Annotated in this window: 11 protein-coding genes; all 11 read right to left on the bottom strand. The window is 45.4% G+C overall.

Annotated elements, in window-relative coordinates; translation table 11 throughout:
• Window positions 1–242: 242 nt before the first annotated feature.
• The gene (locus T546_RS24715) at window positions 243–5,108 is read right to left on the bottom strand and encodes an S-layer homology domain-containing protein (protein WP_026892570.1); all 4,866 of its coding nucleotides are present in this window, start codon (window positions 5,106–5,108) and stop codon (window positions 243–245) included.
• A 549-nt stretch (window positions 5,109–5,657) separates the two neighbouring features.
• Window positions 5,658–6,779: an NAD(P)H-dependent flavin oxidoreductase gene (locus T546_RS0116485; protein ID WP_026892569.1), complete on the bottom strand. Its 1,122-nt coding sequence runs from the start codon at window positions 6,777–6,779 to the stop codon at window positions 5,658–5,660.
• Window positions 6,779–8,503, bottom strand: coding sequence for an acetyl-CoA carboxylase carboxyl transferase subunit (locus T546_RS0116480; RefSeq protein WP_026892568.1), 1,725 nt, complete (start codon window positions 8,501–8,503; stop codon window positions 6,779–6,781). The genes T546_RS0116485 and T546_RS0116480 overlap by 1 nt, the downstream gene beginning before the upstream one ends.
• Window positions 8,504–8,524: 21 nt before the next feature.
• Window positions 8,525–9,877 carry an acetyl-CoA carboxylase biotin carboxylase subunit gene (locus T546_RS0116475; RefSeq protein WP_026892567.1) on the bottom strand — a complete coding sequence of 451 codons (1,353 nt, stop codon included), beginning with the start codon at window positions 9,875–9,877 and terminating at the stop codon, window positions 8,525–8,527.
• Window positions 9,878–9,886: 9 nt separating this feature from the next.
• Window positions 9,887–10,309: a 3-hydroxyacyl-ACP dehydratase FabZ gene (fabZ, locus tag T546_RS0116470; RefSeq protein WP_026892566.1), complete on the bottom strand. Its 423-nt coding sequence runs from the start codon at window positions 10,307–10,309 to the stop codon at window positions 9,887–9,889.
• A 66-nt stretch (window positions 10,310–10,375) separates the two neighbouring features.
• Entirely contained in the window at window positions 10,376–10,849 is a 474-nt protein-coding gene (gene accB, locus T546_RS0116465; RefSeq protein ID WP_026892565.1) for an acetyl-CoA carboxylase biotin carboxyl carrier protein, read from the bottom strand.
• A 10-nt stretch (window positions 10,850–10,859) separates the two neighbouring features.
• Complete coding sequence (gene fabF, locus T546_RS0116460) at window positions 10,860–12,098, bottom strand: beta-ketoacyl-ACP synthase II (protein ID WP_026892564.1); 1,239 nt, start codon at window positions 12,096–12,098, stop codon at window positions 10,860–10,862.
• 79 nt (window positions 12,099–12,177) lie between these two features.
• Window positions 12,178–12,918 (bottom strand): 3-oxoacyl-[acyl-carrier-protein] reductase, encoded by a 741-nt coding sequence (fabG, locus tag T546_RS0116455; protein ID WP_026892563.1) that lies wholly within the window; start codon window positions 12,916–12,918, stop codon window positions 12,178–12,180.
• A 16-nt stretch (window positions 12,919–12,934) separates the two neighbouring features.
• Window positions 12,935–13,852, bottom strand: coding sequence for an ACP S-malonyltransferase (gene fabD, locus T546_RS0116450; protein WP_026892562.1), 918 nt, complete (start codon window positions 13,850–13,852; stop codon window positions 12,935–12,937).
• 15 nt (window positions 13,853–13,867) lie between these two features.
• Window positions 13,868–14,791 carry an enoyl-[acyl-carrier-protein] reductase FabK gene (fabK, locus tag T546_RS0116445; protein ID WP_024837928.1) on the bottom strand — a complete coding sequence of 308 codons (924 nt, stop codon included), beginning with the start codon at window positions 14,789–14,791 and terminating at the stop codon, window positions 13,868–13,870.
• A complete protein-coding gene (gene acpP / locus T546_RS0116440) occupies window positions 14,791–15,024 on the bottom strand; it encodes an acyl carrier protein (protein WP_024837927.1) in 234 nt (77 codons plus the stop codon). The genes fabK and acpP overlap by 1 nt, the downstream gene beginning before the upstream one ends.
• Window positions 15,025–15,030: the final 6 nt, after the last annotated feature.

Raw genomic sequence — 15,030 nt, 5'->3', positions numbered from 1 at the left:
CTTTATTTTTATTTATTTTTGTATAATATTTGTTACGTGCTGCCTTTATGAATCTTATTAAGCTGAGTTCTTCAGATATTACTTATCCTTTGTTACAAATAACAAAACAGGGGCCATTGATCCTAAGTGTTAATTCACTTATCTTTCAATAGCCCCTGTTGAACTTCTAACAGATTGTTCTGGTTTATAAGTACTTAGTATATCCGTTCTTACGTCCCTTGGTTGATTATTTCATTCTCTATTTATTCATTATTCTTTAAAGCACCGTTCTCATCAACCTCATAGCCATCCACCTTGGTGTTTTGGGCAAGGGTGCCATCAGTATAAAAATAATACCAGATATCTTTGATTTGAAGCCATTTCCCCGCAGCTGCCTTTCCGTCCGTATAATAGAGATACTGTCCGGCATCATTTTTTGCCCAACCCTGTGCGGTTTTCTGGTCAATGGTCAGCTTAATATAGCGGTGAAGCATGGAAGAAACCTCCCCGCAGGTAGCATTTGCTTTGGGATTGAACTGATTATTCCTGCCTCCCATCATAATTCCTGCCTGCTGAACTGCCTTTACCGCATCCTTGCTGCTGGTTCCAATGGCAGAAGAATCTCCATAAGACGCTGCCTCACGAAGAGCTGGAAGGGTGCCACCTACTGCTTTGGCATAATTAGAGAAAATCACGGCAATTTCCTCACGGGTGACCGCTTGATCCGGAGCAAACTGCTGGCTTCCTGCTGACGGAAAAATTCCCTTACTGTAAGCCCATTCTATGTAAGGCTGTTCCTGAGACTCTTTATTTACATCTGTAAAGCTGGTTGCAGAGTAAGCTGTCATATCCACGTCTGCAAGTCTTCCAAGTGCTGCAGCCAGCATTCCACGGCTTATAGGAGTATTTGGAGATAATTTAGTTCCAGACCTATCCGCCAGCAATCCCCTGCCTATCACATATTCCATGGAATCCTTTGCCCAATGAGTAGAAATGTCCGTCAGCTGGGGTGCTGGTTCCTGATAGCTGATGCCATACACTGAAAAATGGTTGGTTGTAAAAATCAGGCTCCTGGTATTGACATCGTATGCAGAGCCAGGAACACGGCTGACTTTGCCTTCGCTGTCTACATATACAGCATACAGGCCCCCGATTTTTTCATTTTCAGCTGGAGTATAGGGAATGCTTACAAAAACGGAACCATTTCCAAAGTTGGTCACACGGCTGTTCTCTCCCTGATAATTCGCCTTGAAATCAAAGGCGGGACGGCTGCCGATGGCATTCTTTGCATCATTGCCAAGAGCTGCACTGTCTGTTCTTGTGGCAGTCAGCTGTACGTCTGCATTTGCCTGGCGATTGATTTCGGCAATTGCGGCGTTATTTATTCCCATGACTATATCCGGTTGTTCAATGGTCAGCTCGACCTTTGCAATTTGATTGGAAATGACCTGCTGCTGTATTGCTTTAGGAAGATTTACCTTTACGGTGTTTGCATTCTTCCCTGAAGTGGATACATGGATGGACACAGTAATCTGTCCGGCACTCAGCCCTTTTTTCACTGCCTCTGCTCTTGCGTTAGCAATGGCATCTGAAATATTCTTATCGGTTACGGAAGCCACCGCATTCCCCTGTTCATCCACAACAGCCTGATTTTCTGACATTCCGGTAACAGGAACTGCCGGTTTAGAAGAAGCTGTTGTTCCGTTCGAGCTATTGGAGCTTCCAGAACTGCCGGAACCACCGGAACTGCTGGAACCGCTGGCTGCACGAGTGATTGTCAGGGTATAAATCCGGGTTGTACCGTCTTCCGCTGTCACCTTTATATAAGCAGTATTTATACCTGGATTCAAAGGTACCACTTTACTTGTTATCTCATTTTGGCAAGCCAAATCACTGTAAAGTCTCCAGCTTGCACCTTCGCTCAGTTCCAGATTGATGCTCTGGCTTGTCACATCATTTGCAACAGAAGCTGTGATACTGGTACCATGAACAACTGCGCCTTTGGGGGCTGTGATTCCGGTTACAGCGTTGCCACCGCTTTGAGCCGCCCCTGTGATGGTCATTACCTCTGAGTCTCCGCTTGGGAGGTATAGATTGGATTCGGCATAGCGAACCACGTAGGAGCCTGCTGCCAGGCCGGTAATTTCTCCTGAATCATTAGCAGTTACGGGGATATAAGAACCTCCGTCTTTTTTGTATTCATATTTCTCACCAGCGGTCAGTCCTGTGATTTTGCCATCACTTCCGCTATTGGTGGTCGTGCCCACTGTTTGGAGCTCTTCAGGAGCAAATCTTTCTCCCTTGTTTACCGTAAGGGTTCCAATTACCTTAGCCCCCGCCTGATGGGTACTGCTTTCCGCTGTAACAAGACCAATATGGAAAACGCCTGCTTTTGTTATCCTTAAGATATCTCCGGAAAATGTTCCGTTGCCGGTGCTGCCTTCCTCAATGGTATACGTTCTCGCACCAGCATTTTTATCTACTGTAAATAAGAATGAATTAAGAATAACACCTCCTCCGAAGTATGTAATAGGCTCTGGATTCCGGGCACCATTGTTAACCGGTGTTTTTCCAGCCTCTACAGTAATTACCGCAATAGGAATAAAGCCAGTATTAGAACCATATGCGTATTGAATACCGCTGACACCGTCCTCTGCCTCCCAGCTTACGGTTGCTCCCTCCAGTGTATAAAGATCCGTTTTATCCCCTGGGTTGTATTTTGTATTATTGTTCTTATTCCATGCAATCAGTAAAGCTGGATTTATAATACTAGGATTGCCTCCAGTTACTATGGAACTGGTGCTAGATGTATGAGACAGAGCAACACCGCCTGTCATGGTTAAATTCGTAGAAGAAGCTGATATAGCACTAGGAGAAGCTGAATGTACGATTCCACCACTAATTGTAGTTGGCACATATGTCAGGATGGCTGATAACGATGTTGAATCTGAACGAACAATTCCTCCTGTCATATTAATTGTGGGATAAGTGAACATTACAAAATCTTCACTGGCAGAAATAGCTCCGGACGCACCGTAGGCATGGATGTCCGCCCCTTCCTCTATTTGAAAAATCCCTTCTCCCTTTATTTTAATCCAATATCTCGTCTCAATCCCCGCCCGCCAAATAAGAATTTTATCCTCTGGGATGGAAAGTTCCAGCATCTCGCTATCGAGTCTGGCACTTCCAGTTACAACAACCGTAGAATCCAGATTATAAGCATTTATTATGGCATTCTGAATTTGCTGAGCTGTCATGGCTTGGGTAAGCACTACCGTATTAGAAGCCTTAGCAACTGTCAATACAGAAGAATCTTCACTGGCTAGGTACAAATCCGTTTCTGCATAACGAACCACATAGGAGCCTGCCAGAAGGCCGGTAATTTCTCCTGAATCATTGGCAGTGACGGGTATATAAGAACCTCCGTCTTTTTTGTATTCATATTCCTCACCAGCGGTCAGTCCTTTGATTTTACCGTCACTGCCACCACTTGTGGTTACGCCCATGGTTTGGAGCTCATCAGGGGCCATTCTCACTCCCTTGTTTACCGTAAGGGTTCCAATTACCTTTGCACCCGCCTGATGAGTACTGGTTTCCGCCGTGACCAGACCAATCTGAAAAACACCTGCTCTTGTTATCCTTAAAATATCTCCGGAAAAGGTTCCTAAACCAGTGCTGCCATCCTCGATGGTATAAGTCCTGGAGCCTGCATTTTTATCCACTGTAAATAAGTATGAATTAAGAATAACACCTCCACCGAAGTAAGTAATAGGATCTGCAACGCGGACTATGTTGTTAACCGCCAGTTTTCCATCCTCTACCGAAATACCTTCAATCGGTATAAAACCGATGTTTGAGCCATTTGCATATTGTATACCACTGACACCGTCCTCTACGGCCCAACTTACGGATGCACTGTTAACCGTAGATAAATCAGTGGTTTCTCCTGATCCGTATGTTGTATTCTGGCTTTTATTCCATGCAATCACCACGGCAGGGTTATTGATTGATGGTTCTTCTCCCACTAGTCCTTTCGCTGCATTATTAATATTGGTTGAATGAACCAGCACAACTCCGCCAGAAAGTGTTACGTTGCCAGTTTCGCTGAAAAAAATGGCGTTGGAGCCAGGTGTACTTATGATACCATTAATGACAGATGTCTGTGACATCGTATCAATGGCAGGATTATTAGAGGATACTCTAATGGAACCTCCCATTATATCTAGACTGCCCATATGGTTGGAATAAAGGACAGTACCATTATTGGTTTTATAGATGTCAGCACCCTCCTCTATGATTAAGGTCCCTTCTCCATTTGTTATAATAAAACTTGTTGTTTTAATGCTTGCCCGCCATAAAACAGCTCTATCATTCAGGCTTATATTAATAACATCCGTTACATCTGCACTTCCTGTTACAATAACATTTGCATGGGTTTCCAGGGAATTTGCAATAGCAGCATTAATTTCACTAGCAGACATATCCTCATTAAGGTCTATGTAATCATAACCAGAGGATGGGCTAAGCAGCATTGCTTGTTCTGCTGCTACTGTTACCGTAATGACAGGGAGTTCCACTCCTGTATCCATGATGTAATTTCCCATCAATTCAGGGGTAAACTCATATTCTCCCTCCACGGTTCCATCAAATTCAGTATCTGCGTTCCAGGTAACTGGGATAGAAACCCTGCTCTCTTTCACTGAACTTGTGTGTTCGTCTGTACCTGACGTATCATTTGAGTTACTTATTGGAGAACCAGTTTCTGAACTCTGGGCAGAACTGCTGGTTGCCACATCCATTGGATCCTCCTGAGAAATGTCCTCTGGTTCTGTTTCCTCCTCAGATTGACTATCGCCCGGAATCACTTCCAAATCATCCTGATCATCATCAGTCGTCATGGTCTGTACCGTAGCCGTTAATGTTTTCGGCAAATCCAGCTGGGAAAGAGTCGTACCCGGTAATACGGTCTGGTATGCGGTTTCCTCTGCCAGTTGCTTAAATGCGGTAATTCGTCCTTCGCTTTCCTGTGCCAGTGTAGCTGCTGTAACCGTAACCGGCATGGTGCCCAGTACCATGACAACAGCCAATGCTGCCGCCAGAAAACGTTTAGCAGGGTTGTGTTTTTTCATATTGCTCCTCCTTTGTCTTTTTCGTGGTGCATGCTCATCTGTTTTTTAAGTAAGCTTTTATGCTATCCTTTTAAGCCTTATATAACTGCTTGAACTTAAAGGCTCCATACATACCGCTGGTCGACCATGACCTGCCGTATCATTATCCGCTTACAGTAAAAACAGATCCTTCTTATTCCTTTGCTACCAGATCATAGCTTAGTTTTTATGAATCGCTCGCACACCTTTTCTATACACGCTCTATTATAAAGAATGTGAATCAACGGAGAATAAACAAGACATCTATCCTTTATAACGATTTCACTTAAAACACCAGAAATATCAATTCATCAAACCCCAGTCTTATGATTTATGATATTCACAATGAAAAATGAGCCTCCTAAAAGAAGCTCATAAGTACCTATACATATGAATAGACCAAGAATAACACCTAATTACCACCACAAATTTTAGCAGGAATTCAATACAAAAAAAGAACGTGCTGCATTCTAACAATCAATGTTATCCTGGCAACACGCTCTTTCTTTATATACTAATATGAAATTACAATCAAATTTCTCCAACCAGATCCTTCATGACCTCATCAACACTCTCAAGCTTTTCCGCCCGGTAAGCATTGCTTCCACAGAAAAGGAGTCCTTCGTCTGTCCTGCCTTCTGCCGAATCCACAAGAGCCTTAGTAATACAGTAAGGAATGGTGGTTCTGTCGCATCTCTCCAGACACTGGTAGCAATGCTCCAAACGGAAAGGAACCTTTCCTACATCGCTTAAAAATGGATTTACAATAGCTCTTCCCGGCATTCCAACCGGACTTTTGGTAATGACGATATCCTCTTTTTTCGCATTGATATACGCCTGCTTATATTCCATAGGGGCATCGCATTCATGGGTGGTAACAAATCTGGTTGCCACCTGAACACCGTCTGCGCCCAAATCAATCTGATGCACCACATCTTCATGAGTATAGATGCCGCCTGCGGTAACTACAGGGATTACCTTATTGTATTTGTCCCCGTATTCCTTTACCAGACGAATGATTCCTTTAATTTCTTCTTCGTACTCTTCCCGCTTGTAGGTACGCTCCACATCCTCAGTATCAACTCCAAGCCTTGTTAAATCATCGTTTGAAAATCCCAGATGACCGCCGGCCAAAGGTCCTTCTATCACGACTAAGTCCGGTGCCTGATGGTATTTGCGGTCCCACATCTTACAGATGACCATGGCTGACTTTACCGTGGATACGATGGGCGCGATCTTGGTCTTAAGCTTAATTCCAGCCTCTTCCGCTGCCTCAGCCACAATCTCAGGAAGACTGACCGGAAGTCCTGCGCCGGATATAATAAGGTCTGCTCCGGCCTTTACCGCTTTTTTTACATAACTGGCATAATTCATTGTCGCAACCATGATGTTAAAACCAATGATTCCGTCTGGTGCGATTTCTCTAGCCTTAGTCATTTCTGTTCCAATCGCCCTCAAATTTGCTTCCAGGGGATTCTTTTTAAAGTCTGGTTCCCGAAAGCCGATCTGTGCCGTTGAAATAATTCCGATTCCTCCGGCCTTTGCCACTGCTCCAGCTAAGGATGAAAGGCTGATTCCAACGCCCATCCCTCCCTGGATTACCGGATTCTTTGCCACAAGATCTCCTATTACCAAAGGTTTTAATGTTCCCATTACATTCTCCTAAATCTTTCATATCTCTGATTTGCAAGCTCTTCTTTACTTTTTAACAGGTATGTGAGGAAAAATTCCTCCATGGCCTTATCCATTTCCATTGCTGCTGCGGAAATATTTTCTCCGCTCACCGGCTCTTCCTCTGGAATGACCCGCTCAATTAAGCCTAATTCCAGGAGATCCTTTGCTGTGATCTTCATGACCCTTGCCGCATCATTTGCCTTTTTGCTGTCCTTATAAAGGATAGAGGCAAAGCCTTCCGGCGAAAGTATAGAGTAAATGGCATTTTCCATCATCCAGACCTCATTGCCAACTGCCATGGCAAGGGCACCGCCGCTGCCCCCTTCTCCGATTACAATGGAGAGAACAGGAACAGTTAAAGATGCCATCTCAAATAAGTTTCTGGCGATGGCCTCTCCCTGGCCTCTTTCCTCTGCCTCCAGGCCGCAGAATGCGCCAGGAGTATCCACAAGACAGATAATAGGCCTTCCAAAGGTTTCCGCCTGCTTCATGAGGCGAAGGGCCTTTCGGTAGCCTTCGGGAGAAGGCATTCCAAAGTTACGCTTGATGTTATCCTTTGTGTTCTTTCCTTTTTCCTGGCCAATGACCGTAACCGGCATACCATGAAAGGAAGCAATTCCGCCTACAATGGCACCGTCATCCTTAAAATAACGGTCCCCTGCAAACTCCATGAAATCATCAAAAACTTCTCTGATATAATCCGATGCCACCGGACGATCGGCCCGTCTTGATAAAAGGACCGTGTCCCAGGCGCTTCGTTTGCTCTTTTTAGGGCGAAGGGCTTTCTTTTTTCCACTATCCTCTTCCGAAGAAATCTGTTTATCCACATAAAACTCCTTGACTGCGTAAGGTTTGTGGAGTTTTAAGATTTTGGCAATGGTTTCCTTCATCTCATTTCTTGGAACGATTTTATCAATAAATCCATGCTCAAGAAGAAATTCTGACCGCTGGAAGCCTTCCGGCAGCTTCTGTCCAATGGTCTGCTCAATGACCCTGGGACCAGCAAAGCCGATTAAGGCACCTGGCTCCGCTAAAATCACATCTCCAAGCATGGCAAAGCTTGCGGTTACGCCTCCTGTGGTTGGATCTGTAAGCACACTGATGTAAAGCTGACCGGCCTCGTGGTGGCGCTTTAGGGCCGCTGAGGTCTTAGCCATCTGCATCAGGGATACGATTCCCTCCTGCATTCTGGCTCCGCCGGAACAGGCAAAAAGTACCACCGGAAGCTTTAAAAGCGTAGCCTGCTCTATAGCTCTGGCAATCTTTTCTCCAACCACATGGCCCATACTGCTCATGATAAAACGGGCATCCATCACACCAAGGACGGCTCTTTGACCACCAATTTCACAGATGCCTGTGACAATGGCTTCAGAAAGGCCAGTTTTTTCCTTTGCTGCTGCCACCTTTTTGTCATAGCCAGGGAAATCAAGAGGATTGGCAAATTCCATTTCCTTATCCCACTCGGTAAAGGTACCTAAATCTGCCGTCATCTCAATTCTCTGAAAGGCATGCAGCCGGAAATAGCCGGTGCACTTGGTACAGACATAATGATTATTTTTTACATCCTCAGAATAAATGGGCTGGCCGCACTTGTTGCACTTTTTCCAAAGCCCTTCCGGGATGTTAGGTTCCTCTGACTTTTCCGGAGTCTTATACTTGCTGTCGATCAGTGTATAGGTCTTCTTAAACATGTTTCTTAACATAAGATACACTCCTTTATTTGCTTACCGGACATAATCCGGAAAATATTTCGGGATGAAGTCCGTATCTACATCTCCGTCACGGTAAGCCTCATGACTTAAGATATCGAACTGAAAATCCACATTGGTCTCGATACCTTCGATGATCAGCTCCCCAAGGGCACTTCTCATCTTTGAGATGGCTTCCCTCCGGTCCTTTCCATGAACAATCAGCTTCATCAGCATGGAGTCATAATTGGCCGGAACCTTATATTCGTTGTAAATATGAGTGTCGATTCTCACACCATTCCCGCCTGGAACGTGAATATTTTTAATCAGACCAGGACAGGGCATAAAATGCTTTGAAGGATTCTCTGCATTGATTCTGCATTCAATGGCATGGCCTGAAATGGTGATATCTTCCTGCTTCACGCTTAAAGGCTCTCCGGCTGCGATCCGGATCTGCTCCTTGATGAGATCTAAACCAGTCACCATCTCAGTGACCGGGTGCTCCACCTGAATTCTGGTGTTCATCTCCATGAAGTAAAAGTTTTTATGTTTATCCAGAAGGAATTCGATGGTTCCGGCATTTTCATAGCCTACTGCCTTTGCTGCACGGACAGCCACGTCTCCCATCTGCGTTCTTAACTCCTCTGAGATTGCGGCAGAGGGTGATTCTTCCAGTACCTTCTGATGACGTCTCTGAATGGAGCAGTCACGCTCTCCCATATGAACCACATTGCCAAACTTATCCGCCATAATCTGAAATTCAATATGACGTGGCTTCTCAATGTATTTTTCGATGTACATGGTGTCGTCAGAAAATCCCTTCACAGACTCCATCTGGGCATTATTAAAGTTAGCTTCAAAGTCCTCAAGACCTCTGGAAATTCTCATTCCCTTACCGCCGCCGCCGGAGGATGCCTTAATCATGACAGGAAAACCGATTTTTTCTGCTATCTCTTTTGCTTCCCCTACGTGGTGGACCGCCTCTTTGCCACCAGGAACAACCGGAACACCTGCTTCCATCATGGTCTTTCTGGCTTCTGATTTGTTGCCCATTTTGTTGATGATGTGATGGGAAGGACCGATAAAGGCAATGTTACATTTTTCACAAAGTTCTGCAAATCGTTCATTTTCAGAAAGAAATCCAAAGCCTGGGTGAATGGCATCTGCCTTCATGGCCACGGTAGCCGTAAGGATGCGTTCCATATTTAAATAGCTCTGGGTAGAAGGGGCTGGACCAATGCAAATAGCCTCATCTGCTAAGAGAGTATGAAGACTGTCCCGGTCTGCTTCCGAGTACACGGCTACCGTTTTAATGCCCATTTCCCGGCAGGCCCTTATAATACGAACCGCGATTTCTCCACGGTTTGCGATTAGAATCTTATCAAACATAACATCCACCTACCCAATCATAAATGTCATTTCTGCACTGGCAGCTACTTTTCCATCCACAGTTGCAACGGCTCTTCCAATACCAACAGGGCCCTTGCGCTTTATAATTTCACATTCCAGTTTCAGTTTATCCCCTGGCAAAACCTTGCGTTTGAATTTCGCTTTGTCAATGCCACCGAAAAATCCAACTTTTCCTTTATTCTCTTCCAGGCTTAACATAGCCACAGATCCAACCTGTGCCAATGCCTCAAGAATCAAAACTCCAGGCATAACAGGCATCTCTGGAAAATGTCCCTGAAAAAATGGCTCATTATAGGTAACACATTTATATCCAGTGGCTCTTACTCCTGGCACAAGCTCCTCGATGACGTCTACCAGTAAAAACGGATGTCTGTGAGGTATGATCTCCTGAATTTCCTTAATTCCTAACATATTATCTCTCCTTATGTTTGAAAAAAGAGGCCGCTGCTTAGGGCCTCTCTTATAATTCACATCAATTTACCGGATACGGAACAGAGGCTGACCGTACTCTACCACATCTTCATTTGAAACCAGTACCGTTTCCACAACACCATCGTATTCGCATTCGATCTCGTTCATCAGTTTCATAGCCTCGATGATTCCAAGGATCTGTCCCTTCTTCACCTGATCTCCTGCCTTAACAAATGGCTCTGCCTCCGGAGAGGAAGCATTGTAAAACGTACCTACAAGTGGAGATGCTACTACATTGCCAGTACAGAGTTCCACGTCATTGGTTCCTTTTGTCATCCCACCAGCAGACTCATTCCCCTTATCCGTTTGCTGACACACACCTGCCTCAGGCAGTGTCTGATAAACAGGGGCTGTGGATACGGTAAGAATCTCTTTTTCCTTTTTTATGGAGAGCTTTATATCGCCCTCCTCTAATCGAAAGCTGGTCAGGTCATGCTCTTTTACTGCCTGCATCAGCCTTATGATATCATTAATCTCCATTGACTGCCTCCTAAGCCTTATACTTTTTTACAAGAATGCTGGCATTATGTCCGCCAAATCCAAGGGAATTGCTGATGGCATAATTCACATCACAGGCAACGCCATCACCCTTTGTATAATTTAAGTCGCAGCCTTCGCCTTCTTCTACCAGTCCGGCTGTGGCATGGATAAATCCGTCTTCTATGGATTTTACACAGGCAATAAATTCTATACCGCCTGCCGCTCCTAAAAGATGGCCTACCATGGATTTTGTTGAGCTGATCTTAACGTCCTTTGCATGATCTCCAAGGGCACCTTTGATGGCCAGAGTCTCAAACAAGTCGTTATGATGGGTGCTGGTGCCATGGGCGTTGACATAATCAATATCCTTTGGTGTGATTCCAGCATCCTTAATGGCCTCGGTCATGGCTCTTGCCGCACCGCTTCCATCTTCTGCCGGAGAAGTGATATGGTATGCATCACAGGTAGAACCGTATCCGGCTACTTCGCCGTAAATAACAGCCCCACGACTTATGGCATGCTCAAGCTCTTCTAAAACCACAACACCTGCGCCCTCGCCCATGACAAAACCGCTTCTATCCTTATCGAATGGGATGGAGGCGCGGAGAGGATCATCCGAAGTAGTCAGTGCAGTAAGAGCCGTGAAACCAGCCACACCGATTGGTGAAATACTGGCCTCAGCGCCGCCTGCTACCATAACATCCGCTTCCCCATACTGGATGGACCGGAACGCTTCCCCGATGGAATGGGTTCCAGTTGCACAGGCGGTCACTACATTAATGCACTTTCCTTTTAATCCGAACTGAATGCCCACATTACCTGCCGCCATATTGGATATCATCATAGGAACCAAAAGGGGATTCACCCTTCCAGGTCCTTTTTCCAGAAGCTTTTTATGTTCCCGCTCTAAGGCCTGAAGGCTCCCGATTCCGGAACCTACGCTCACGCCCACGCGATAAGGATCTTCCTTTTCCATATCAATGCCGGACATGGAAAGCGCTTCCTTTGTAGCAGCAACCGCAAACTGTGCGAACCGCTCCATTCTCTTGGCTGCTTTCACATCCATATAGTCTTTGGCATCAAAATCCTTTACTTCTGCTGCCAGCTTTGCTTTATATTCTGTAGTATCAAACTGAGTGATTTCACCAAAGCCAAGCTTCTTTTCCTTAAGTCCGTTCCAGAAGCTATCTACATCATTACCAATGGGAGTAATCGCTCCCATGCCAGTCACAACAACTCTTCTCTTCATACCATTTCACCTTTCCTTTATCATGCAAGGGCATTTCATCTACTAAGCCAGTCTTATAAGGTACCATCGTACTCTTCCACTACATTGCCATGCCGCCGTCTACACAAAGCACCTGGCCTGTAATATATCCGGCCTCCTCTGATGCTAAAAATGCAACTGCGTGGGCAATATCATCTGCTGAACCGAACTGCTTCATAGGAATCTGTTCCATGGAAGCGTTCTTAACAGCGTCAGAGAGAACCTCTGTCATATCCGTCGTAATAAATCCAGGTGCCACTGCATTCACCGTAATTCCTCTGCTTGCTGCTTCTCTTGCAAAGGATTTTGTGATACCAATGACTCCAGCCTTAGCTGCACAGTAATTTGCCTGACCTGCATTGCCAAGAACACCGGAAACAGAAGAAATATTGATAATTCTTCCGCCTTTTTGCTTGATCATCTGGCGGGAAACGTGCTTCATACAGTTAAAAACGCCTTTTAAGTTGGTATGAATGACGGAATCAAACTCATCCTCAGACATCTTCATGAGAAGATTATCTCTTGTAATTCCTGCATTGTTTACAAGGATATCAAGTTTTCCATATTTCTTAATCACTGAGGCAAAAAATGTACCGGCACTTTCGTAATCAGATACATTGCACTGAATGGCCTCTGCCTTACCGCCCTTTGCTTCGATTTCTCTTACCACTTCCTGAGCTTTTTCCTCAGAACCATTGTAATTTACAACAACCGTTGCTCCCTGCATCGCAAGCTTACAGGCGATTGCGCGGCCAATTCCTCTGCTCGCTCCGGTTACTACTGCGATCTTACCGTCTAACATCATTTTACCTCCCTTTTTATAAATCGGATAACTTCTCTAAATCTTCCAGTTTTTCTATGTTTAAGACTGTTACATCTCTTTTGATCTTTTTTATAAATCCTGCCAGTGTCTTACCTGGTCCGATTTCAATAAATGTATCCACGCCGTCCGCCAGCATGGTTTCCACACTTTGCTGCCAGCGGACAGAAGAGGATACCTGCTTTTTCAGTAAATCCTTCACTGCTTCTTTTTCTGTTACATACTGGGCAGTTACATTCGGCACGTAAGGAATGACTGGTTCGTTAATGTCAACCTTATCCAGTACCTCGCCCAGCTTTTCTCCGGCACCTCTTAACATTTCAGAATGAAATGGGCCGCTTACATTTAACAGGATGGCGCGTTTCGCACCAGCACTTAAAAGCTTTTCATTGGCTTTCTCCACCATTTCCTTTTTGCCGGAGATTACAATCTGCCCGGGGCAGTTGTAATTTGCGATCTGGACTCCTTCCATATCGCTTAACACCTCTTCAATCTCAGCCGCGTCCATGGAAAGTATGGCAGACATGGCTCCCAACCCCAGAGGCACTGCTTCCTGCATGAGAATTCCTCTCTGCCTTACTGTTTTAATAGCATCCTCGTCACTCATGACGCCGGAGGCCGCAAGTGCACAATATTCTCCCAGGCTTAAACCGGCAGCCACAGAAGGCTTAATGCCTTTTTCTGCTTCCAGAACCCGCATCATGGCAATGCTGGTGGTAACCATAGCTGCCTGGGTATATTCAGTAATATCCAGCCGGTCATTCTTTTCAAAACACAGCTCTGGTACAGAAAATCCTAAAAGCTCTGAGGCCTTATCGAATACTTCCTTACCAATTGCTGTCTTTTCATAAAAATCCTGGCCCATGCCACAGTACTGGGCGCCCTGGCCCGGGAAAATAAATGCAATCTTGCTCATAGTTTAGACTCCTTATTAACGGCCAAGCAGCTTACTTGCCTGTTCCATCATCTCTTCGATCATTTCCTTACAGGTCTGCTCTTTGTCGATCAGTCCTGCGATCTGGCCGGCCATAACCGTACCATTTATAACGTCACCCTCCTGAACCGCTTTTCTAAGGGTACCAAGAGTTAAGTACTCAAGCTCTTCAAAGGACTTGCCTTCCTGTTCCAGCTTCGCATATTCTCTGGTCATCTGGTTTCTTAAGCTTCTTACCGGATGGCCATGGGAACGGCCCGTTACAGATGAATCAATGTCCTTTGCCTTAATAATTCTCTGCTTGTAATTATCATGTACGATGGATTCCTTGGAAACCACAAACCGGGTTCCAACCTGAACGCCTTCTGCTCCAAGCATAAATGCCGCAGCAATTCCTCTGCCATCTCCGATACCACCGGCTGCGATGACCGGTATGGATACGGCATCTGCCACCTGAGGAACCAGAGTCATCGTGGTCTGTTCTCCGATATGACCGCCGGATTCATTCCCCTCAGCCACAATCGCGTCAGCGCCATAACGCTCCATACGCTTTGCAAGAGCCACAGAAGCGACGACCGGAATTACCTTAATTCCTGCTGCCTTCCACATCTCAAAATACTTCTCCGGATTTCCAGCACCCGTAGTAACCACACGGATCCCTTCTTCCACTATAACCTTTGCTACATCATCAGCATGAGGGCTTAAAAGCATAACATTGACTCCAAGAGGCTTCTTTGTCAGCTCTTTTGCCTTACGAATCTCCTCACGCACCACCTCACCCGGGGCATTGGCTCCGCCGATCAGTCCGAGGCCGCCGGCCTCAGAAACTGCTGCTGCAAGATGATGTTCCGCTACCCAGGCCATTCCGCCCTGGATAATCGGGTATTCCACTCCCAAAAGTTCGGTAATTCTGGTTTTCATTACGCTTCCACGCCCTTTGCTTTTAAATAGTCCATAACCTGCTGTACCGTTGTCAGCTTCTCTAAGTCCTCAGAAGGGATCTCAACGGAATACTCATCTTCCAGTGCCATAACAAGCTCAAATAAATCAAGAGAGTCTGCTCCAAGATCCTCTTTAAAAGAAGATTCCGCCTTAATTACTGATGTTTCAACATTTAACTGCTCCGCAATGATTTCCTGCATTTTCTCTAACATATTATT

This window comes from [Clostridium] aerotolerans DSM 5434 (assembly GCF_000687555.1).
Lineage (GTDB): Bacteria > Bacillota > Clostridia > Lachnospirales > Lachnospiraceae > Lacrimispora > Lacrimispora aerotolerans.
The sequence above is the reverse complement of the archived record's forward strand: the minus strand, read 5'-3'. Positions and strand labels throughout refer to the sequence as shown.

Coding starts and splice junctions, on each gene's coding strand:
- T546_RS0116480 (WP_026892568.1), bottom strand. CDS start 8,503: ATGTTAAGAAACATGTTTAAGAAGACCTATACACTGATCGACAGCAAG.
- fabG (WP_026892563.1), bottom strand. CDS start 12,918: ATGTTAGACGGTAAGATCGCAGTAGTAACCGGAGCGAGCAGAGGAATT.
- T546_RS24715 (WP_026892570.1), bottom strand. CDS start 5,108: ATGAAAAAACACAACCCTGCTAAACGTTTTCTGGCGGCAGCATTGGCT.
- T546_RS0116485 (WP_026892569.1), bottom strand. CDS start 6,779: ATGGGAACATTAAAACCTTTGGTAATAGGAGATCTTGTGGCAAAGAAT.
- T546_RS0116475 (WP_026892567.1), bottom strand. CDS start 9,877: ATGTTTGATAAGATTCTAATCGCAAACCGTGGAGAAATCGCGGTTCGT.
- fabD (WP_026892562.1), bottom strand. CDS start 13,852: ATGAGCAAGATTGCATTTATTTTCCCGGGCCAGGGCGCCCAGTACTGT.
- acpP (WP_024837927.1), bottom strand. CDS start 15,024: ATGTTAGAGAAAATGCAGGAAATCATTGCGGAGCAGTTAAATGTTGAA.
- accB (WP_026892565.1), bottom strand. CDS start 10,849: ATGGAGATTAATGATATCATAAGGCTGATGCAGGCAGTAAAAGAGCAT.
- fabK (WP_024837928.1), bottom strand. CDS start 14,791: ATGAAAACCAGAATTACCGAACTTTTGGGAGTGGAATACCCGATTATC.
- fabF (WP_026892564.1), bottom strand. CDS start 12,098: ATGAAGAGAAGAGTTGTTGTGACTGGCATGGGAGCGATTACTCCCATT.
- fabZ (WP_026892566.1), bottom strand. CDS start 10,309: ATGTTAGGAATTAAGGAAATTCAGGAGATCATACCTCACAGACATCCG.